Below are 18,002 nucleotides of genomic sequence, written 5' to 3'. Positions count from 1 at the left end.
ATGCGTCCGGGACTGTTCGTTCACATCGGCCGAGGCGGCGTCGCTCTCGACGACGGCGATGGTGCTCTCCATCGCCCTGTGGCCCCGCGCCCGCCGGTGGGGAAGGGTCTTCCTCGTCTCGGGTCTGGGCACGGTCGCGGCCGGAGGGTCGTTCCTGCGCGTGGCGATGGGACGCCATTTCCTGAGCGACGTCGCCTTCTCGATTCTGCTCTGCGCCCTCGTCGTGCTCGGACTGCGGAGCCTGATCGGCCGCGTCCCGGACGGTCCGACGCAGGTGAACGACCCGCGGCCGGATGCCCGTGAGGGGCGCGCCCCTCCGACGGAGTGAGTTCCGCGGGCCCGCGGGAAAGCGCGGGCGCCTCTCCCCGCACTGTCAATTCCGACCGGGATGGCGGCGTGAATTTCCGACGCACTGGGAGTGGAGAGAGGGTGTCCTCGGTGTCGGGCGAGACATCGAGGTCTGGCATGCCCTCGAGGTGGCGCGTCGGCGAGCCGCCCGGCGCCGGCCGCTGGATATTCCCGGCATCGGCCTGGGCAAGAACGGCCGCGGCAGTCGGCCTTGACACGAATGGGGCGGTGAAGGCCGGCGGTTGCGCCGTGACGGGATGGTCGTCTTCATGTCGAAGCTGCCACCCCGCGCGATGGCAATGGAAGCGTGCCGCGGCGCCCATCACGTGGGGCGGCCGCTGGCGGCGCCGGGTCACGAGGTCCGGCTCATGTCGCCGGAATAGGTCGGGCGCCATGTCGCTCGGATCCGATCGAGAGCAGGATTCGCATCGGCGTTTTGTGGCGGGCCTTGCGCGCCTTACCCCGCGAGGTCGATCTCGAGACCCACCCCCTCCGCGCGGGCCCGCGCAAGAAGCAGGGCGCCGATGGCGACGTCCTGCATCGCGATCCCGACCGAGTTGTAGAGGGTGATCTCCGCGGGGGAGGTCCGGCCGGGGGCCACGCCGGTGATGACATCGCCGATCTCGGGTCCCACGTCGGCCGCGGCGAGCGCCCCCTCGGCGAGCGCCCCCTCGGCGACGGCGAGCAGCAGGTCGCCCGATTCATGCATCGCGGTCTCCCGGCTGTCGAGAAAGACCCGCGCGGGCCATCCCGGCGGCGTCGATCTCGCGATGATCGGGTCTCGGCGGCGCGCCGACGGCGTTCACGTGCTGGCCCGGCCGGAACCAGGCGCCCTCGACCACCTGCGAGCGGGAGAGGATCAGGGTCTTGTTCATCGGCTGTTTCCTGGGACGGCGACGCGGTGGGTTTCGAGCGGCGTGTGCCGGCTCAGGTTCTCGAATCCGTCGGCGGTGACGAGATAGAGGTCGCCGATGTCGCAGCCCGCCGACATCGGCTCGAGCCACTGGGTGTGCGGCACGAAGATCATCCCCTCCTCCAGCCGGTCGTAGTTGTGCGAGGAGATGTTATCGGCGTTCTGCCCGCCCGCCATCCCCACAGCGTGACCGAGGTTCGGATTGCGCGGCCCGAAGGTCGCCGGATAGACGTGCGTCAGCCGCCGCCCCTGCGCCTCGTAATCGGCGTCCGGCACATACTGGACCGGCGGTTCGCGCCGATCCGCGAATGGCGAAACCGGGGCGGGGAAAGGGGAACAGGTCGCTGCCACCCGGATCGCGTCGACGCACGCGGCACAAGTCGTTCCCGTGACGGAGGCTTCCGGCGTGGCGCCGCGACGAGCGGGCCGCCGAGGAAGTCGGCCCTCGGCGCCACCAAGAGAGCATGACCACGTTCCGCGGGTCATCGGGGACAATCTTCACGGATCTGATGAGACGAGCAGATCGCTGTTCAGCTATGTCGATCTTGAGGAGCGCGTTCTCCCCAAGCATCCGCCGCGCACGCCTCCGGTCCCGCAACAAGGGACTGGGCGCCGGAGGGGCGCGCGGATTATCCTTCCGGCCAGGAGACGCGGGAGCGCAGCATGTCCGAGAAGATTTCCCCGATCCACCTCGCGGAACCGTCGCTGTGGTTCGAGAAGGCCGCCGGGCGCCCCGCGATGGCGGGGGAGGTTTCGGCCGATGTCGCCATCGTAGGCGCGGGTTACACGGGGCTCTGGACCGCCTATTACCTGCTGAAAGCCGACCCCGCGCTCAAGGTCGTGCTGATCGACCGGGAGCACGTGGGTTTCGGCGCCTCGGGGCGCAACGGCGGCTGGGCCTCGGCGATCTTCCCGATCTCGCTCGGCCAGCTGGCGAAGTTCTCGAGCCATGCCGACGCCCTCAGGACGCAGGCGGCGATGAACGACACGGTGGACGAGATCGGCCGGGTTCTGGCGGCGGAGGGCATCGCGGCGGACTACGCCAGGCAGGGCTTCGTCTCGCTCGCCCGGACGCCGGCGCAGCTCCGGCGCGCGGCGGAGACCGTGCGGGCGAGCGCCGATTTCGGCCTGCCGGAGCAATGGCGCGTCCTCGACGCCGCGGAGGCGCGGACGATGGTCGGCGCCGAAGGGGTCGTCGGAGGGCTCTTCACCGAGCATTGCGCGCTAATCCATCCGGGCAAGCTGGTGCGCGGGCTGGCGGCGCTCGTTGAATCGATGGGCGCCGTGATCCACGAGCGCACGCCGGCGCTCTCGATCGCGCCCCGCGCCGTCACCACGCCCCGCGGACGGCTGAGCGCGCCCGTGGTGGTGCGCGCGACCGAGGCCTTCACCTGCGAGCAGCCGGGGCAGAGGCGGTCGGTAATCCCGCTGTTCTCTCTGGTGCTGGCGACCGAGCCGCTGCCCAGGGAGACGCGGGCGGCGCTCGGCCTCGACCACCGCCGGGCGTTCAACGACATGCGCCACCTGCGGGTTTATGCGCAGGTCACGTCGGACGGGCGGCTGGTCTTCGGCGGGCGCGGCGCGCCCTACCGCTTCGGTTCCAACCTCGCCGCGTCGGGCGCGGCGGCGGCGTCGATGCACGAGAAGATCCGCGCGGCGATGATCGGGTTCTTCCCCGCGCTCCGCGACGTGAAGGTGACGCACCGCTGGGGCGGGGCGCTCGGCGTGGCGCGCGACTGGTGCCCCTCGGTCGGGCTCGACAAGGCGACCGGGCTCGCCTGGGCCGGGCGCTATGTCGGCGACGGCGTGGCGACGAGCAACCTCGCCGGGCGGCTCCTGCGCAACCTGATCCTGCGGCGCGACGAAGAGATCAACACGCTGCCCCTCGTCAACCACCGCTCGCCGGACTGGGAGCGCGAGCCCTTCCGCTGGATGGGCGTGAACTTCGGGCTGACCGCCGCCTCGATGGCCGACGCGGAGGAGCGGCTCACCGGGCGCCCGTCGCATGTCGCCCATATCCTCGAGGCGCTGACCGGCGCCCATTGACCGACCCTCTGGAACGGAGACTTTCGAAATGACGTCCATGACCATCGTGACGGCGGCCGAGCTCGCCTCGGCCACGCTCGCGCCCTCCGGCCGGCGCGCGGGCGCCGACAGCGGCGATCCCCAGCTCGGGGTGACGACGCTCGCGCCGGAGGCGACGGGCAACCTCGGGATCTGGGAATGCCAGCCCGGCGGCTGGCCGGTGGTGAACCGCCCCGACACCGAGTTCACCTATATCCTCTCGGGCCGCGCCCGCCTGACCGACGGTGCGACGGGGGCCGTCACCGAGATCGGCGGCGGCGACCTCGTGATCCTGCCCCCGGGCTGGAGCGGGCGCTGGGACGTGATCGAGACCGTTCGCAAGGTCTATGCGATCTACTGAAGTGGCTGGGCGACCCGGGGGCTATTCGCTGGCCGGAAGGCGCGACGAAGGTGAAAAAGCCGCGGCTTCGGCGAACCCGCCCCCTTGGGGCGTTCTTAGAAGTCTGAGAGCCGTGGCGCATTGGAACGGTGCCCGCGGCGGTCAGGAGCCGACGCCCCTGCGCGCGGCCCTGTCAGCGCATTCGGCTACGTGATGCCCGCCCGGATCAGGACGGCGATCGCGCTGTCGAAATGCTCGGACATGGCCGCTTCGGCGCGGGGACTGTCCTGCATCATGATGGCCTTCGCGATCCGCTCGTGGCAGCGGATGTTCTCGAGCCGGTTCTCGTGATTGCCGCGCGCGCGCCAGCCGATGGCCCAGGTCTGGCGGGTGATGACGGCGTAGCTGTCGATCAGGATGGCATAGAGCGCGTTTCCGGAGGCGCGCGCGATCAGCGAATGGAAGTGGATGTCCAGTTCCATGATGTCGGACGGGTTCTCTTCCAGGGCGGTGAACATCCGGTCGACGACCTCGAGCATCGCACGGGCCTGATCGTCGGAGCGCCGGAGCGCCGCGAGCGACGCCGTGCGCAGTTCCAGCGTGCGGCGCACGTCGAGCACCTGCTGGATCGAGAGCTGTCCGGTGTAGACGGTATGGTCCATCAGGACCGACAGCGCGTCGGCGTTCGCCGCCGATACCCGTGCGCGCCGGCCATTGCCGATCTCGAGCACGCGAAGCGTGGCAAGCGCCCGCAGGGCTTCGCGCGCGACCGTGCGGGAAACTCCCAGGCTAGCCGAAAGCGCGCCCTCGCTGGGCAGCGCATCCCCGACCTTGAGCCCCTCGCGGCGGATGAGCGCCTGGATATCGGAAATGGTCCGCTCGACCAGGCCGATCTCCTCGCGCTGCGTCGCAGCTCCGTTCTGTACGATAGGTTCACGCATATTGTAACACTAAAATATGGATTATGGTTGACACAATGCTATCACCTGTACTAAGAGCAGCCAAACACAATCTGACCGCGGCGGTCCCTACCCCATCGCATCCGCCGCGCGCGGGTGTCCGGCGGGAGGTCGCGTCCGCCGCGCGGAAGAACGATCGGCCTCGCCGCCGACGATGGAGGAACGATGAAGATCACCGCCCTCAGGACATTCCGTGTCGAGGAATTCGCCAATGTCCTCTGGATCCATGTCGAGACCGACGCGGGCGTGACCGGTCTCGGTGAGACCTTCTACGGCGCCGAGGCCTGCGAGGCGCATATCCACAACACGCTCGCGGTCAGGCTGCTCGGGCAGAACCCTCTCAACATAGAGGCCCTGCACAAGGAGATGGTTTCCCTGCCGAACGCCCAAGCCTCGACGGGGGTCGAGTATCGCGCGGCATCCGCGGTCGACATCGCGCTCTGGGATCTGTTCGGCAAAGTCGCGGGCCAGCCCGTGCATACCATGCTCGGCGGGCAGAGCTGGGAGAAGATGCGGGTCTACAACACCTGCGCCGGCACGCGCTACGTGCGGACCAACAAGATCAAGCCGGTGGACACCTGGAACCTGGGCGAGGAAGAGAGTCCCTACGAGGATCTCGACGGTTTCATGAACCGCGCCGGCGAACTGGCCGAGGATCTGCTCTCGAACGGCATCACCGCGATGAAGATCTGGCCCTTCGATCCGCCGGCGATCGAGAACAAGGGCCTCTTCATCACGACGGAGCAGATGAAGACGGCGATCCGGCCGTTCGAGCTGATCCGGAAGGCCGTCGGCGACCGGATGGAAATCATGGTCGAGATGCATTCGCTCTGGAACCTGCCGATGGCCAAGGACATCGCCCGGGCGCTCGAACCCTTCGCGCCGCGCTGGTACGAGGATCCGATCCGGATGAACTCGCCCCAGGCACTCGCAGAATTCGCGCGCTCGACCAGCGTCTGGACCTGCGCCTCCGAGACGCTGGGCTCGCGCTTCGCCTACAAGGACTACATGGACCGCGACGCGACGAGCGTGGTGATGGCTGATCTCTGCTGGACCGGCGGGCTGACCGAGGGCCGCAAGATCGCGGCGATGGCGGACACCTATCACAGGCCGTTCGCACCGCATGACTGCATCGGTCCGGTCGGCTTCGTGGCCGCGATCCACATGAGCTTCAGCCAGCCCAACACGCTGATCCAGGAATCGGTGCGCGCCTTCTACAAGGGCTGGTATCGCGAGCTCGTGACCGAGGTGCCGCGGATCGAGGGCGGCTACGTCTATCCGATGGAGGGACCGGGGCTCGGCACCGAACTCGTGCCGGGGTTCTTCGAACGCTCCGACCTCACCAGCCGCGTCTCGGAGCTGTCGTGATGAGCCTCGGACTGTTCGATCTCACCGGACGCACCGCGCTGATCACCGGTTCCTCGCGCGGCCTTGGCCGCGCCTTCGCCGAGGGGCTGGCGGGCGCCGGAGCCCGGGTGATCCTCAACGGCGTGAACGCCGAACGGCTCGAAACGGCCGCGTCCGAGATGCGCGCCGGAGGCTTCGACGCGCTGATCTCCGCCTTCGACGTGGCCGACGAGACCGCCATCGTCGCCGCGTTCCAGCGGCTGGACGCCGAGGGGGTCGCGGTCGACATCCTCGTCAACAACGCGGGCATCCAGTTCCGCAAGCCGATGCTGGAACTCGACACAGACGACTGGCGCAGGGTGATCGAGATCAACCTCACCGCCGCCTTCGTCATCGGCCGCGAGGCGGCGCGGCGGATGGCTGCGCGCGGGCGCGGCAAGATCATCAACATCGGATCGCTGACCTCGGAACTCGCCCGCGCGACGGTGGCGCCCTATACCGTGGCCAAAGGGGGCATCAAGATGCTGACGAAGGCGATGGCGGCGGAATGGGGCGAGAAGGGCATCCAGGCCAATGCGATCGGCCCGGGTTACATGGTGACCGACATGAACGAGGCGCTGCTCGCCAATCCGGATTTCGACGCCTGGGTGAAGGGCCGCGTGCCGATGCGCCGCTGGGGCCTTCCGGAAGAACTGGCGGGAACGGCCATCTACCTCGCCTCCGACGCGTCGAACTACGTCTCGGGACAGATCATCTACGCCGATGGCGGCATGATCTCGGTGCTCTGATGAAGGCGATCGTCATCCACGCCCCGCATGATCTGCGCGTCGACGAGATCGCGCCCGCCGCGGCGCCCGCCGAGGGCGAGGTCCGCGTCGCGATCTCGCACGGCGGCATCTGCGGCTCCGACCTGCACTACTACCACCACGGCGGTTTCGGGGCGGTCCGGATCCGCGAGCCGATGGCGCTCGGCCACGAGGTCTCGGGCATCGTCGCCGCCCTGGGCGCCGGGGTCACCGGCCTCGCCCCGGGCGACAAGGTGGCGGTCAACCCGTCGCGCCCCTGCGGTGTCTGTGACTACTGCCGCCGGGGCCAGGCGAACCAGTGCCTCGACATGCGCTTCAACGGCTCGGCGATGCGCGTGCCGCATGAACAGGGGCTGTTCCGCGCCGAGGTCACCCTGCCGGCGCGGCAGGCGATCCGGCTCTCGCCCGGCGCCGATCTCGCGCTCACCGCGATGTCGGAACCGCTCGCCGTCTGCCTGCACGCGGTGCGCCGGGCAGGGGGGCTCGTCGGCAAGCGCGTGCTCGTCTCGGGCTGCGGCCCGATCGGCTGCCTGACGGTCGCCGCCGCGCGGTTCGCGGGCGCCGAGGAAATCATCGCGACCGATATCACCGCCTCCGCGCTCGCCATCGCCAGGCGGATAGGGGCGGACCGTGCCATCGACCTCGCGGTCGATCCGGCGGCGCTGACGCCACTCGAGGCGGAGAAGGGCCAGATCGACGTCGTGTTCGAATGCTCCGGCGCTCCGCCGGCGCTGCTCGCGGGACTGCGGGTGCTCCGCGCCGGCGGAACGCTCGTCACCGTCGGCCTCGGCCCGGAGGTCGCGGTGCCGGTCACGCAGATCGTCACCCGCGAACTCAACGTCATCGGCAGCTTCCGCTTCGACCCGGAATTCGCCACCGCCGCCCGCCTGATTGACGCCGGGCGGATCGATGTCGGCCCGATGCTGACCGGCGTCCTGCCGGCCGATGAGGCCCGCGCCGCCTTCGACCTCGCTTCGGACAAGGGAAAGGCGATGAAGGTGCAGATCGCTTTCGCCACCTGACAACGAGACACCACAAAAAAGACAGAGGAGGAAACCCATGACATTCCTGAGAACCGCCGCCGCCCTGCTGGGGACGGTCGCCTTCTGCGCCGCGGCGCAGGCGCAGGACTACAGCTTCCGCTTCCAGTCGTCCGATCCGGCCGGCAATCCGAACTTCATCTTCCAGCAGGGCTGGACCGAGACGCTGAAACAGATGTCCGGCGGCAAGGTCGTGGTCGAGCTGCTGCCCGTCGGCAGCATCGTCGACTACAAGGAGACCCAGGACGCGATCGCCGCCGGACTGATCGACGGCCATATCACCGACACCTCCTATTTCGCCGGCCGCGACCCGGCCTTCGGCCTCATCGCCAATCCGGTCGGCGCTTGGGCGGACCCCGCGCAGATGATCGACTTCGTCGAGAACGGCGGCGGCGCGGAGCTGATGAACGAGCTCAACAATCCCTATGGGCTCGAGTTCATCGGCGTCTCGACTCCGGGACTCGAAGCCTTCGTCTCCAAGGTGCCGCTCGACGGCGTGGCCGATCTCAAGGGTGTGAAGGTGCGTTCGCCCGAGGGGCTCATCGCCAATGTCTTCGCCGCCGCCGGCGCCAATCCGGTGAACCTGCCCGCTTCCGAGGTCTATACCTCGCTCGACAAGGGCGTGATCGACGCCGCCGACTACTCGGTGTTCTCGGTGAACCAGGACACCGGCCTGAACAAGATCGCGCCCAACCCGGTCTACCCCGGCTTCCACTCGCTGCCCCTCGTCGAGGTTTCGATGAACAAGGAGAAGTGGGACGCGCTGCCGCCCGACGTCCAGAAGATGTTCAAGGACTCGGTGAAGGAATTCCAGCAGACCCAGGTCAACACGCTGAAGGAGCGCGATCTCGAGGCCGTGAAGCAGGCCGAGGCAGAAGGCATCACGGTTCACAACTGGTCCGACGAGGAACGCGCCAAGTTCCGGACGATCGCACGGGGCGAATGGGAGAAGGTCGCGGCCCAGTCGCCGATGGCCCAGAAGGTCTATGACGCGCTGACCGCCTACCTGACCAGCAAGGGCCTCATGCAATAAGAGCCCACGCGCCGGGGGCGTGCCCCCCGGCGACCAGACCCCGGGGGAGGAACCACCGTGACAGAGACCGATCCGTTCCGCGACCCGCCGCCCGGCGAGATCGCGCCGCATTCCGAAGTCAGGGCCGGCGTCCCGGTCGAAGCCGGCGTGCTCGGCCGGGTCGTCGAGAAGGGCGCGCTCCCCGTGGCGCTTGGCATCGTCGCCGCCGCGCTCATCCTGCTGATGGAGGTGTTCCTGCGCTACGTGCTGAACGCGCCGACCATCTGGGCGCATGAGACCGGCACCTTCCTCTGCGCGGCCGCCTTCCTCTACGGCGGGCTGCTCTGCGTCTCGCGCGACAGCCATATCCGGGTCATTCTCGTCTACCAGACGATGCCCCCCGCGATCCAGCGGGTGCTGGACGTGCTGATCTCCATCGCCTCCGCCGCCGCCTCCGGCTTCTTCGCCTGGGCGGCCTGGATGATGGTCGCGAAGGCGGTCTGGATGCCGGCGGGCGGGGTGCGCCTCGAACGCTCGGGCAGCGCCTGGGATCCGCCGCTGCCCGCCTATCTCAAGATCCTGCTGTTCCTCACCCTCATCGCCATGACCGTCCAGTTCGCGATCTACGCCGTGAACCAGGTCCGGAAGCTCGGGAGCCAGTGATGCACGCGCTCGTCGACATGGCCGCCCTCGGGATCGGGCCGGCCACCCTCATCATGTTCGGCGTGATGGTGGCGCTCCTGCTCACCGGGATGCCGCTCGCCTTCGTGACGCTGCTCGTGGCGCTCATCTTCGCCGTGCTCGGCTATGGCGGGATGGCGGTCACGATCATCACCAGCCGCATCTACACCTTCGTCAACAGCTTCATCTTCGTCTCCGTGCCGATGTTCGTGCTGATGGCGGCGATGCTCGACCGCTCCGGCGTGGCGCGCGATCTCTTCGACGCGCTCCGGCTTCTCGGGGGCCGGATCCGGGGCGGCGTCGCGGTGCAGACCATCTTCGTCTCGATCATCCTCGCGGCGATGTCGGGGATCATCGGCGGCGAGATCGTCCTGCTCGGCCTGATCGCCCTGCCGCAGATGCTCCGCCAGGGCTACGACCGCAAGCTCGCGATCGGCGTGGTCTGCGCCGGCGGCTCGCTCGGCGCGATGATCCCGCCCTCGATCGTGCTCATCATGTACGGGCTGACCGCCAACGTCTCGATCGGCGACCTCTTCACCGCCGCCTTCGTTCCCGGCTTCATGCTGGCGATGTTCTACGTCGCCTATGTCCTCGTCTGTTCGTATCTCGTCCCCGGCATGGCGCCGGCGCCGGTGGCCGAGCGCACCTCGACCGCCGAGAAGCTGCGCCTCGCCAAGGGCCTGATTCTCCCGATCATGGTGGTCGTCTTCGTGCTCGGTTCGATCTACGCCGGCATCGCCTCGGTGACGGAGGCCTCCGCGGTCGGCGTCGCGGGCGTCGCACTGTCGGCTCTGATCCGGGGCGAGTTCAGCTGGCCCTTCGTGCGTGACAGCGCGATCCAGACGCTTGCGACATGCGGCATGATCGTCTGGATCGGCATCGGCGCCACCGCGCTGGTCGGGATCTACAACCTCATGGGCGGGATCCATTTCGTCGGCGGGCTTCTCACCGGCCTCTCCGAGAGCCCGACGGTGATCGTTCTCGTGATGATGGCGATCCTCTTCGTGCTCGGCGCCTTTCTCGACTGGGTCGGGATCGCGCTGCTGACGATGCCGATCTTCGTGCCGATCGTGAAGCAGCTCGGCCTCGACCCGGTCTGGTTCGGCGTGCTGTTCTGCATGAACATGCAGGTGAGCTTCCTGTCGCCGCCCTTCGGGCCGGCCGCCTTCTACCTGAAGTCGGTCGCTCCCGCGGACATCTCGCTCGGCGACATCTTCGGCTCGCTCCTCCCCTTCATCGCGCTTCAGATCCTCGCGCTCGCCGTGATGATCCTCTTCCCCGGCATCGCCATGTATTGATGGCCGCGACGGCGCCTCGCCGAGGAGTTGGCGAGGATCCTCGCCTCGAGCCGGGCGATCTCGGGCGCGCCGTGCCGGCGGGGCCGCGGCAGGGGAATCGCGAGATCGAGCGCGATCCGCCCCATGTCGAGCACCACGACCCGGTCGGCGAGGACGACGGCTTCGGCCACGTCGTGCGTCACCAGCACGGCGGTGAAACGCTGGTCGCGCCAGATCCGTTCGAGCAGCGCCTGCATCTCGATCCGCGTCAGCGCGTCGAGCGCGCCGAGCGGCTCGTCGAGCGCGAGGATGCTCGGCTCGCCGACCAGCGCCCGGGCGAGCGCGACCCGCTGCCGCTGGCCGCCCGAAAGGACCGAGGGCTAGTCCCCGCCGCGCTCCGCGAGCCCGACCTCGGCGAGCCGCGCGCCGGCGCGCTCCCGCGCCGCGGCGCCTGTCGCGATCCCGGTCAGCCCGACGGCGACGTTGTCGGCGATCCGCGCCCAGGGCAGCAGCCGCGGCTCCTGGAACATGATCCGCGTATCCGCCGCGCCCGCCCCGGGCCGGGAATGGACGACCTCGCCCGCGCAGGGCTTCTCGAGTCCCGCGAGCAGGCGCAGCAGCGTGGACTTGCCGCAGCCGCTCTTGCCGATGATCGCGACGAACTGGCCCCGCGGCACCGTGAGGTCGACGCCGTCGAGCACGGTCTTGCCCCCGAAGCGTTTCACGAGGCCGCGGAGCTCGAAGGCGGGCGGCGGCGCGTGGGGTTCCGCGAAGGCGGTCGCCGCCTCGAAGGTGATCTGTCGGTCGAGCATCGAAACACCTCAAACCTTCTGGAACGCGGGATGCCAGGCGAGCGTCTGGCGCTCGGCGAGGCGGGCGAGACTGTCGGCGAGCTTGCCGAGCAGCGCGTACATCAGGATCGAGAGCACGACCACGTCGATCATCAGGAGTTCGCGCGCCCGCATCGCCATGTAGCCGAGCCCCGACGAGGCCGAGATCGTCTCGACGACGATCAGCGTCAGCCACATGATGCCGAGCGCGTAGCGCAGCCCGGTGAAGGTCGAGGGCAGCGCGCCGGGCAGGCTCACCTTCCGGAACAGGTCGCCCGGCCCCATCCCGTAGGTCCGCCCCATCTCGATCAGCCCCTGATCGACGCCCTGGATGCCGAGCAGTGTGTTGACGTAGATCGGGAAGAACACGCCGAGCGCGACGAGGAAGAGCTTCGCCTCCTCGTCGATGCCGAACCACAGGGCGTAGCGCTCGTCATGCGACAGGAACACCCCTCTCCCGCGAGCTCGGTCGGATCGCCGGCGCCCACGACGTTGAGCAGCAATCGTCCGTTGGTCAGCCGGTCGAGCGCCGCCGTCTGCCGCGCCGCGTAGGCCGGGCTGACGACGCCGGGACGCAGCGCCACGAGGAACTTCAGCCGCTCGGTCGCCGGCGCGAGCCCGGCCGCGGCGATCCAGCTGTCGTCGCAGCTCCGCCCGGTGGGGAGGAGCACGCCGGGGAAACCAAGCCGGTCCGCCGCCTCGGCGACGGCGCGGTGGGCGATGTAGAAGGAATTGCTCCCGAGCGCGGGATCCGTCGCGCTGCTTCCGAGCAGCCGCGCGCCATCGCGCTGTTCGCCGAGGGCGAGATAGGGATCCCACACCGTCCAGGCATCGACCGCGCCCGTCGCGAAGGCCGCGGCGGCGTGGGCGGGCGCGAGGTAGCGCGGTTCGATCGCATCGAAGCCGAGCCCCGCGAGCTTCAGCGCTTGAACGGTGAAGTTGTGCGAGCTCGATCCCTTGGCGAGCGCGACACGCTTGCCCTTCAGATCGGCGAGGCTGGTGAGCTTTGAATCGGCTGGGACGAGGATGCCCCCGAGAAGACCGAGGGCGTCCTCGCCGCGTAGACGAGGTTCGCCCCGGCCGCCTGCGCGAAGATCGGCGCCGTGTCGCCCAAGAAGCCGATGTCGACCGCGCCCGCGCCGAGCGCCTCGAGGAGCGGCGGGCCGAACTGGAACTCGACCCATTCGACCCTGGGCACGCCGAGCGCCGCGAGCCGCTTCTCGAGCAGCCCCTGCTGCCGCGCGACCACGAGGACCGAGGCGCTCTTCTGGTAGCCGACCCTGAAGCTCTCCGGCGCCTCGGCCCGCGGGGCGCCGCCCGAGAGGGCGAGCGTCGCCCCGACCGTCAGCGCGAGCAGCGTGGATCTGCGTGTGATCATGTCATTCACTCCCGGGAAGCGGCGCGCTCAGGAGGCGGCCCGGAGATTCCCGCCATGGCTGCCGCCCGCGAAGACGCGCTTCTCGCCGAAGGCCTCGAACCCATCCCGCGCCGCGCCGATGCCGAGCGCGGGGAACAGGAGTTCGGCCACGCGGAAGCTCTCCTCCAGATGCGGGTAGCCGGAGCCGATCACGGTATCGATGCCGAGCGCCTGGTACTCGCGCAGCCGCGCCGCCACCGTCTCCCGCGAGCCGACCAGCGCCGTGCCCGCGCCCGCCCGCGCGAGGCCGATCCCGGCCCAGAGGTTCGGGCTTACCTCGAGCCGGTCGCGCCGGCCGCCTTGATATGCGCGCCGTCGAGCGTCGCCTCGCCCTTCGCGAGCAGATCCTCAAAGATCGTGAAGAACTCCTCGGCATGGGTGCAGCGCGCGTCATGCGGCAGGAAGACGCCGTCGCCCGCGAGTTCCTTCGGATCGCCGCCCACGGCGACGTTGAGCAACAGCCGGCCATTCGACACCCGGTCGAGGGTCGCCGCGAGCCGCGCGTAATAGGCGGGCGAGGCGACGCCGGGCCGGACCGCGACGAGAAACATCAGCCGCTCCGTCACCGGCGCCAGCGCCGCCGCCATCACGAAGCTCTCCTCGCAGCCGACCCCCGTCGGGAGCAGCACGCCGGAATAGCCGAGCCGGTCGGCCGCCACGGCGATCTGGCTCAGGTAGGAATAATCCGGCGCGCGGCTGAGATCGGGGGCCCCGAGATAGCTGCCGTCGCCGGAGGTCGGGATGAACCAGAAGAAATCGATCGGGTCTGACACTTGCGTTTCCTTTTGGCGATCAGGCGCGCGGGCGCGGCCAGACCGCGTCGGCGACGGTGATCGGTTTCGGGATGAGACCGAGCTTCAGAAAGCGGTCGGCGGTCTCCTGCTGGTGGGCGACGATCTCCGGCGTGATGTCGTAGATGCCGAAGGTCGCGCGGTCGGTCGCGAGCGTCTGCGCGTCGAGCGGAACACCGGTCACCTCCGCCACCGCCGCGGCGACCTCGGGCCGGTGCGCGTCGGCCCAGGCGGCGGCCGACCTCAGCCCGTCGAGCACCCTGGCGACGGTCTCCGGATGCTCGGCGACGAAGCCGCGGTTGCCGAGGAAATAGGTATTCACGCTCAGGATGTCGGCCGAGCGGACCAGAGCCCGGGGCGCGTGGCGCGTCTCCGCGATCGCGAGGAACGGATTCCAGACCGCCCAGGCGTCGATTCCGCCGCTGGCGAAGGCGGCGGCGCCATCGGCGGGCGAGAGATAGGCTGGTGTAATCTCGTCATATCCGACGCCCGCCTTCCCGAGCGCCGCGACGAGCAGGTTGTGCGCGCTCGTGCCCTTGCCGACGCCCACGGTCTTGCCCCTGAGATCCGCGAGCGTCGCGGCATCTCCGTCCGCCCTGGTGATGATCGCCTCGCCCTGGCCATTCGAGGGCAGGGCCGCGACATAGCTGATCGCCGCGCCCGAGGACTGGCCCAAGATCGGCGGGCCGTCGCCGGTCCAGCCGAGGTCGATCGCGCCGACCTTCAGCGCTTCGACGAGTGGCGGGCCGGCGGTGAACTCGACCTATTTCACTGTCGCGTCCGGCCCGAGCGCCGCCTCGATCGTGCCTTCGCGGCGCGCGATGACCGGCAGGTTGGTTTTCTGGTAGCCGATCCGGACCTCCCGGGCCGCTTCGCCGGCGTTGGCCCCGCCCCCGAGGACGGCGGCCGCGCCGAGCGCGACCAGCGCGCCGCCGAACTTCATGTACTGCTCCCGAAGCCGGTTCTTCCGGCGCATTTCACTGTTTCCAGAGGCTCAGCCGGGTCTCGCGGCGCGAGCGCGTCGCCTCCGGCGTCTCAAGGCTGGTCAGCCGCTGCGCGAGCAGCCCCGCCAGCCGTTCGGCATGGCGCGCCACCTCGGGCACACCCATCAGCTCCCCAACGTCGCCCCGCGCAAGCGGTCCGGCCACGTAGAGCGTCTCCGACGCGGTCCCGTCGCGGGCGACGGCCCGGCACCGGCCCGCGACGCGAAGTCCGAGACCGAGCGGATCAGGCTCGATCAGCCCGCCCGCCGCGAGAGCGCGGAGCACGGGACTGCTGGGGATCGCCTCCGCGTGATCGGGCCCGGTCGCGATCACGACCGTGTCGAACCGCGCCGAAAGCGTCTCCGTCGCGTGGCGGGGGCGGTAGCGCGCCAGCACGCCCTCCTGTTCCTCCGTCGCGTCGATCAGCCGCGCGGCGGCGAAATCGAGCCGGCCCGCGGCGTTCAGCCGCGCCAGCACGGCCTCGACCTGCGGCGCGACCCGGAAGCGGTGCACGTCCCAGAACCGGCGCAGATGCCGGGCCAGCCGGGAGCGCTCCACCGGATCCAGCGCGGACCAGATCGCATCGCCCTGCTCGCGGACCCGGTCGAGCGCCGCGTGCCAGCTCTGGCCGCGCATCGCATCGGCCGCCACCGCGGCGCGCACCCGGCCGAGGATGCCGACCGCCGTCCGCTCCGGCGGCCGCGCGAAATCCGCCGGGCTCGGCGCCACGACCGTCCCGTGGCCCCGCGACCGCAGGCCGTGGCGCGACAGCACGGTGACATGCCCGTGGAAGCCCCGCCGGTCGAGGCTCGCGACCGCGTCGGCGGAGGCGAGCCCGGAGCCCACGACGAGCACCCGGTCCGAGCGCGCGATCGCGGCGACGCGGGCGTTGTCGTAGGGATCGGCGATCAGGCGGCGCGATCCGGTTAGGCCGCGCAGCGCCCAGGGAACCCTCGGCGCCGGGTGCGACATCGCAAGCACGACCAGATCCGCCGCGAACGTCGCCCCGTTGGAAAGGTCGATGTCATAGCCATCGTCACGCCGCGCCACCCTGATCGCCGCGGCGCGCCGGTGCCGGATCACCCCGCTCGCGACGAAACGGCCGAGCTGCGCGGCGACATACTGGCCGAAGATCCTGCGCTCGGGGAAGCAGTCCCCGCTCAGCGTGAGCGTGCCGGGCGACATGCGGATCCCCTCGGCGGTCAGCCAGGAGACGAAATGGCCCGGCTCGTCCGGGATCAGCGACATCTTCGCCGCGGGCACGTTGATCCGGTGCGCCGGATCGTCGGAGCCGTAGGCGAGCCCGCGTCCGAGCACGGGCCTCGGCTCCACGACGACGATCCGCGCCTCCCGCGACGGCAGAGCGCGCGCGAGATGATAGGCGGTCGCCGCTCCGGCGAAGCCGCCGCCGAGTACGGCGACGACGGGACCTCCGGAAGTCTGCTTGTCGATCATCATGGCTCGGTCCTCGGTTCGTTGCGGATCAACCGGGCGCGCGGGATGCCGACGCCGTCGGTCGGGATTGCCTTCTCTTTTTGGGCGCGGGGGCGTCAGGCGCTCCAGACGCCGATCTCGGCCTCGTCGCGGCTCCGGACGAGCGCGTCGCCGAGGAACGGGGCGAACTGCCCGACCGCCCGGTCGAGCCGGTCCAGCAGGCGCTCCGAAGCGATTCCGCCGTCGCGGAAATCGGCGTCGCAGGCATAGATGCCGGTCGCGAGCGTCTGCGCCTCGAAGAAGCCCAGCAGCGGCCGAAGCTGATGCTCGATCACCAGCGCATGCCGTGCCCCACCCCCGGTGGCGGCGAGCAGGACGGGCTTCCCGACCAATGCCAGCGGATCGAGTAGGTCGAGCAGGTGCTTGAAGAGCCCGGCGTAGCCGCCCTTGTAGACCGGGCTCGCGAGCACCAGCGCGTCCGCCCCGAGCATGCGCTCAACCGCCGCCAGGGCCGGCGCGTCGAGATCGCGAAGCCGCGCGGCGGCGCCGAGCGAACTCGCCATGTCGCCCAGCTCCAGAACGACCGGCCGCCGGCCATAGCGCTCCGCCGGGCGCCCCACGGCGATCTCGACCAGCGCGCGTGTGCGCGACGGCCTGCTGATGCTGCCCGAGAGGCCAACGATCTCCGCTACCATGCTCACCTCGAATCACGACTTCATTGGTAGATATTATAGTTCATTGCGGCGCGGGCAACCCTTGAGGCCGGGAGCGCGAAAGCAAGCGCATGCGACGAGGATGCGCGGGAGAGACGCTGCTCGTGGCGCGCGACCGGGCGATCCGCCGGCACGGCGCGCTCGCGCATGTGGTCGGACTCGGTCGTGTTTGTGGCTTCGATGACGCGGCCTTCACGCGCCGCGGCCGGCTCGGCGGCTACCATCCCTACCCGAGGGCCTGCCTGCGATCTTCGCGCGCAATGACGAGGCGATCGCGATGAAGAACCTCCGCGTCCGGCGCCCGATGCCCCTGCCCTCGGGCTGGCACCCCGGGGAGGTGGTCCGCGAGGCGCGCGCGCTCGCCGTCATCTGAACTCCGCCGGCCCGGCGAACGCTTGGCTCGCGACGGCAACAGGAGCGGGAGGCCGCAATGATCGGTCTGAACCTCAGCCGGCGCGGCATCCTGACGGGCGGCGCGAGCCTCGCGCCGCCGCCGCCCTCCGCGCGAACCGCGCGCCGGCGGCGACATCCGCGTGGTCTGGTGGGGCTCCGATGGTCGCGCGTGGCGCACCAGCGAGGCCCTCGCCGCGATGACCATGGCCGACAGGATCGTGGTGCTGGGCGGCGGCGAGGTGACGCGGGCGGGCTCGCCGCTGGACCTCCACAGGGGCATCCGTATGTCGCGGGCGGGATTCATCCGGATGTTCAGCCCCATGGGAGTAATCTTGATCGCGGTGATACCGCGCGGCGAAGTGGCGCGTCATGGCGCCCGCAGGGATGACCTGACCCCCTTCGACCACTCCGTCGGCCTCCTGCCGCCTTCGGTACCGAAAGTGGAGATCGGCTCGCCGGAGAAGGCGACGGAACAAGCCTGAGCCCCTCCGGAGACCGATGGCCCCGTTCCACCGGCCGGACGGTCAGGCCCAGGTGTCGCCGACGGTGAAGCCCTCGGGAAACGGGTCGTCGTGGTCGAGCACGATCGTGTTGAGGCCGTGGATCCAGCTCGTGCCGGAGATCTCCGGGACCACCGCCGGGCGGCCGCCGATG

General features: G+C 69.9%; 24 protein-coding genes and 3 pseudogenes. 11 read left to right on the top strand and 16 right to left on the bottom strand.

Annotated features, from left to right (window positions below; genetic code table 11):
* Both FJM51_RS21680 and FJM51_RS21675 read left to right on the top strand, forming a co-directional pair.
* The coding region (locus FJM51_RS21680) for a phosphatase PAP2 family protein (RefSeq protein WP_140456210.1) at positions 1-328 on the top strand (328 nt) is incomplete at its 5' end.
* A gap of 262 nt (positions 329-590) precedes the next feature.
* The gene (locus FJM51_RS21675; RefSeq protein ID WP_181164704.1) at positions 591-731 is read left to right on the top strand and encodes a hypothetical protein; all 141 of its coding nucleotides are present in this window, start codon (positions 591-593) and stop codon (positions 729-731) included.
* 74 nt (positions 732-805) lie between these two features.
* Here FJM51_RS21675 and FJM51_RS21670 read toward each other — a convergent pair whose 3' ends face one another.
* Genes FJM51_RS21670 through FJM51_RS21665 form a run of 3 tightly spaced genes read right to left on the bottom strand, consistent with a single transcriptional unit; the run spans position 806 to position 1,537 of the window.
* Positions 806-1,057, bottom strand: coding sequence for a hypothetical protein (locus FJM51_RS21670; RefSeq protein ID WP_140456209.1), 252 nt, complete (start codon positions 1,055-1,057; stop codon positions 806-808).
* Positions 1,050-1,223, bottom strand: coding sequence for a hypothetical protein (locus FJM51_RS23985; protein ID WP_181164703.1), 174 nt, complete (start codon positions 1,221-1,223; stop codon positions 1,050-1,052). The genes FJM51_RS21670 and FJM51_RS23985 overlap by 8 nt, the downstream gene beginning before the upstream one ends.
* Positions 1,220-1,537: a M24 family metallopeptidase gene (locus tag FJM51_RS21665; protein ID WP_210240386.1), complete on the bottom strand. Its 318-nt coding sequence runs from the start codon at positions 1,535-1,537 to the stop codon at positions 1,220-1,222. The genes FJM51_RS23985 and FJM51_RS21665 overlap by 4 nt, the downstream gene beginning before the upstream one ends.
* A 387-nt stretch (positions 1,538-1,924) precedes the next feature.
* On the opposite strand from FJM51_RS21665, the gene FJM51_RS21660 reads away from it, so the two are divergent.
* On the top strand, positions 1,925-3,307 hold the full coding sequence (locus tag FJM51_RS21660) for an NAD(P)/FAD-dependent oxidoreductase (protein WP_140456208.1): 1,383 nt from the start codon (positions 1,925-1,927) through the stop codon (positions 3,305-3,307).
* A 28-nt stretch (positions 3,308-3,335) separates the two neighbouring features.
* Positions 3,336-3,686, top strand: coding sequence for a cupin domain-containing protein (locus FJM51_RS21655; RefSeq protein ID WP_140456207.1), 351 nt, complete (start codon positions 3,336-3,338; stop codon positions 3,684-3,686).
* A gap of 185 nt (positions 3,687-3,871) precedes the next feature.
* On the opposite strand, the gene FJM51_RS21650 is transcribed toward FJM51_RS21655, so the two are convergent.
* Entirely contained in the window at positions 3,872-4,606 is a 735-nt protein-coding gene (locus FJM51_RS21650) for a FadR/GntR family transcriptional regulator (protein ID WP_140456206.1), read from the bottom strand.
* Between the two features lie 183 nt (positions 4,607-4,789).
* Here FJM51_RS21650 and FJM51_RS21645 point away from each other — a divergent pair, with 183 nt between their 5' ends.
* From FJM51_RS21645 to FJM51_RS21620, 6 genes are read left to right on the top strand one after another with little or no spacing between them, the layout of a single operon-like run.
* On the top strand, positions 4,790-5,992 hold the full coding sequence (locus tag FJM51_RS21645) for a mandelate racemase/muconate lactonizing enzyme family protein (RefSeq protein WP_140456205.1): 1,203 nt from the start codon (positions 4,790-4,792) through the stop codon (positions 5,990-5,992).
* A complete protein-coding gene (locus FJM51_RS21640; RefSeq protein WP_140456204.1) occupies positions 5,992-6,759 on the top strand; it encodes an SDR family oxidoreductase in 768 nt (255 codons plus the stop codon). Before FJM51_RS21645 ends, FJM51_RS21640 begins: the two co-directional genes overlap by 1 nt.
* The gene (locus FJM51_RS21635) at positions 6,759-7,799 is read left to right on the top strand and encodes an L-idonate 5-dehydrogenase (protein WP_140456203.1); all 1,041 of its coding nucleotides are present in this window, start codon (positions 6,759-6,761) and stop codon (positions 7,797-7,799) included. The genes FJM51_RS21640 and FJM51_RS21635 overlap by 1 nt, the downstream gene beginning before the upstream one ends.
* Positions 7,800-7,836: 37 nt before the next feature.
* Positions 7,837-8,850: a TRAP transporter substrate-binding protein gene (locus FJM51_RS21630; RefSeq protein WP_140456202.1), complete on the top strand. Its 1,014-nt coding sequence runs from the start codon at positions 7,837-7,839 to the stop codon at positions 8,848-8,850.
* 57 nt (positions 8,851-8,907) lie between these two features.
* Positions 8,908-9,492 carry a TRAP transporter small permease subunit gene (locus FJM51_RS21625; RefSeq protein ID WP_438502774.1) on the top strand — a complete coding sequence of 195 codons (585 nt, stop codon included), beginning with the start codon at positions 8,908-8,910 and terminating at the stop codon, positions 9,490-9,492.
* Positions 9,492-10,808, top strand: a complete 1,317-nt coding sequence (locus FJM51_RS21620) for a TRAP transporter large permease (RefSeq protein WP_140456201.1) — start codon at positions 9,492-9,494, stop codon at positions 10,806-10,808. The genes FJM51_RS21625 and FJM51_RS21620 overlap by 1 nt, the downstream gene beginning before the upstream one ends.
* Here the strand turns inward: FJM51_RS21620 and FJM51_RS24235 are convergent.
* From FJM51_RS24235 to FJM51_RS21580, 11 genes and pseudogenes are all read right to left on the bottom strand, one after another.
* Positions 10,754-11,044: a P-loop NTPase family protein gene (locus FJM51_RS24235; RefSeq protein WP_233713219.1), complete on the bottom strand. Its 291-nt coding sequence runs from the start codon at positions 11,042-11,044 to the stop codon at positions 10,754-10,756. The genes FJM51_RS21620 and FJM51_RS24235 overlap by 55 nt on opposite strands.
* A 42-nt stretch (positions 11,045-11,086) precedes the next feature.
* Positions 11,087-11,599 (bottom strand): annotated as a pseudogene (locus tag FJM51_RS24230) (ATP-binding cassette domain-containing protein); the annotation flags it as partial.
* 9 nt (positions 11,600-11,608) lie between these two features.
* On the bottom strand, positions 11,609-12,067 hold the full coding sequence (locus tag FJM51_RS24585) for an ABC transporter permease subunit (RefSeq protein ID WP_233713217.1): 459 nt from the start codon (positions 12,065-12,067) through the stop codon (positions 11,609-11,611).
* A 59-nt stretch (positions 12,068-12,126) separates the two neighbouring features.
* Positions 12,127-12,603, bottom strand: a pseudogene (locus FJM51_RS26010) (LLM class flavin-dependent oxidoreductase); the annotation flags it as partial.
* Positions 12,600-12,995 (bottom strand): type 2 periplasmic-binding domain-containing protein, encoded by a 396-nt coding sequence (locus FJM51_RS24570; protein ID WP_140456199.1) that lies wholly within the window; start codon positions 12,993-12,995, stop codon positions 12,600-12,602. The pseudogene FJM51_RS26010 and the gene FJM51_RS24570, both read right to left, overlap by 4 nt.
* A 27-nt stretch (positions 12,996-13,022) precedes the next feature.
* The gene (locus FJM51_RS24565; RefSeq protein ID WP_233713216.1) at positions 13,023-13,232 is read right to left on the bottom strand and encodes a hypothetical protein; all 210 of its coding nucleotides are present in this window, start codon (positions 13,230-13,232) and stop codon (positions 13,023-13,025) included.
* A 74-nt stretch (positions 13,233-13,306) separates the two neighbouring features.
* Complete coding sequence (locus FJM51_RS24555) at positions 13,307-13,807, bottom strand: LLM class flavin-dependent oxidoreductase (RefSeq protein ID WP_233713215.1); 501 nt, start codon at positions 13,805-13,807, stop codon at positions 13,307-13,309.
* A gap of 19 nt (positions 13,808-13,826) precedes the next feature.
* A pseudogene (locus FJM51_RS21590) lies at positions 13,827-14,576 on the bottom strand (aliphatic sulfonate ABC transporter substrate-binding protein); the annotation flags it as partial.
* A 12-nt stretch (positions 14,577-14,588) separates the two neighbouring features.
* Positions 14,589-14,801 carry a hypothetical protein gene (locus FJM51_RS24225; RefSeq protein WP_210240384.1) on the bottom strand — a complete coding sequence of 71 codons (213 nt, stop codon included), beginning with the start codon at positions 14,799-14,801 and terminating at the stop codon, positions 14,589-14,591.
* Between the two features lies 1 nt (position 14,802).
* On the bottom strand, positions 14,803-16,266 hold the full coding sequence (locus FJM51_RS21585; protein WP_140456198.1) for an FAD/NAD(P)-binding protein: 1,464 nt from the start codon (positions 16,264-16,266) through the stop codon (positions 14,803-14,805).
* Positions 16,267-16,358: 92 nt separating this feature from the next.
* On the bottom strand, positions 16,359-16,937 hold the full coding sequence (locus FJM51_RS21580; RefSeq protein WP_140456197.1) for an NAD(P)H-dependent oxidoreductase: 579 nt from the start codon (positions 16,935-16,937) through the stop codon (positions 16,359-16,361).
* A 608-nt stretch (positions 16,938-17,545) separates the two neighbouring features.
* On the opposite strand from FJM51_RS21580, the gene FJM51_RS21575 reads away from it, so the two are divergent.
* The gene (locus FJM51_RS21575; RefSeq protein ID WP_140456196.1) at positions 17,546-17,830 is read left to right on the top strand and encodes a hypothetical protein; all 285 of its coding nucleotides are present in this window, start codon (positions 17,546-17,548) and stop codon (positions 17,828-17,830) included.
* A gap of 42 nt (positions 17,831-17,872) precedes the next feature.
* Here the strand turns inward: FJM51_RS21575 and FJM51_RS25410 are convergent, their stop codons facing one another.
* On the bottom strand, positions 17,873-18,001 hold the full coding sequence (locus FJM51_RS25410) for a proline racemase family protein (protein WP_368733494.1): 129 nt from the start codon (positions 17,999-18,001) through the stop codon (positions 17,873-17,875).
* Between the last annotated feature and the right edge of the window lies 1 nt (position 18,002).

The sequence above is a fragment of the Amaricoccus solimangrovi genome, from assembly GCF_006385685.1.
Taxonomy (GTDB): Bacteria; Pseudomonadota; Alphaproteobacteria; order Rhodobacterales; family Rhodobacteraceae; genus Amaricoccus; species Amaricoccus solimangrovi.
Note: the sequence above shows the minus strand (reverse complement) of the source record. Positions and strands in the feature narration are given on the sequence as shown.

Excerpts from the sequence above, each read along its gene's own strand:
- FJM51_RS21660 (WP_140456208.1), top strand. The coding sequence starts at position 1,925 with ATGTCCGAGAAGATTTCCCCGATCCACCTCGCGGAACCGTCGCTGTGG.
- FJM51_RS21650 (WP_140456206.1), bottom strand. The coding sequence starts at position 4,606 with ATGCGTGAACCTATCGTACAGAACGGAGCTGCGACGCAGCGCGAGGAG.
- FJM51_RS24225 (WP_210240384.1), bottom strand. The coding sequence starts at position 14,801 with ATGCGCCGGAAGAACCGGCTTCGGGAGCAGTACATGAAGTTCGGCGGC.
- FJM51_RS21620 (WP_140456201.1), top strand. The coding sequence starts at position 9,492 with ATGCACGCGCTCGTCGACATGGCCGCCCTCGGGATCGGGCCGGCCACC.
- FJM51_RS21635 (WP_140456203.1), top strand. The coding sequence starts at position 6,759 with ATGAAGGCGATCGTCATCCACGCCCCGCATGATCTGCGCGTCGACGAG.
- FJM51_RS24570 (WP_140456199.1), bottom strand. The coding sequence starts at position 12,995 with ATGATCACACGCAGATCCACGCTGCTCGCGCTGACGGTCGGGGCGACG.
- FJM51_RS21580 (WP_140456197.1), bottom strand. The coding sequence starts at position 16,937 with ATGGTAGCGGAGATCGTTGGCCTCTCGGGCAGCATCAGCAGGCCGTCG.
- FJM51_RS21585 (WP_140456198.1), bottom strand. The coding sequence starts at position 16,266 with ATGATGATCGACAAGCAGACTTCCGGAGGTCCCGTCGTCGCCGTACTC.
- FJM51_RS21640 (WP_140456204.1), top strand. The coding sequence starts at position 5,992 with ATGAGCCTCGGACTGTTCGATCTCACCGGACGCACCGCGCTGATCACC.
- FJM51_RS21670 (WP_140456209.1), bottom strand. The coding sequence starts at position 1,057 with ATGCATGAATCGGGCGACCTGCTGCTCGCCGTCGCCGAGGGGGCGCTC.
- FJM51_RS24235 (WP_233713219.1), bottom strand. The coding sequence starts at position 11,044 with ATGCAGGCGCTGCTCGAACGGATCTGGCGCGACCAGCGTTTCACCGCC.
- FJM51_RS21630 (WP_140456202.1), top strand. The coding sequence starts at position 7,837 with ATGACATTCCTGAGAACCGCCGCCGCCCTGCTGGGGACGGTCGCCTTC.
- FJM51_RS23985 (WP_181164703.1), bottom strand. The coding sequence starts at position 1,223 with ATGAACAAGACCCTGATCCTCTCCCGCTCGCAGGTGGTCGAGGGCGCC.
- FJM51_RS21645 (WP_140456205.1), top strand. The coding sequence starts at position 4,790 with ATGAAGATCACCGCCCTCAGGACATTCCGTGTCGAGGAATTCGCCAAT.
- FJM51_RS21575 (WP_140456196.1), top strand. The coding sequence starts at position 17,546 with ATGACCATGGCCGACAGGATCGTGGTGCTGGGCGGCGGCGAGGTGACG.
- FJM51_RS21655 (WP_140456207.1), top strand. The coding sequence starts at position 3,336 with ATGACGTCCATGACCATCGTGACGGCGGCCGAGCTCGCCTCGGCCACG.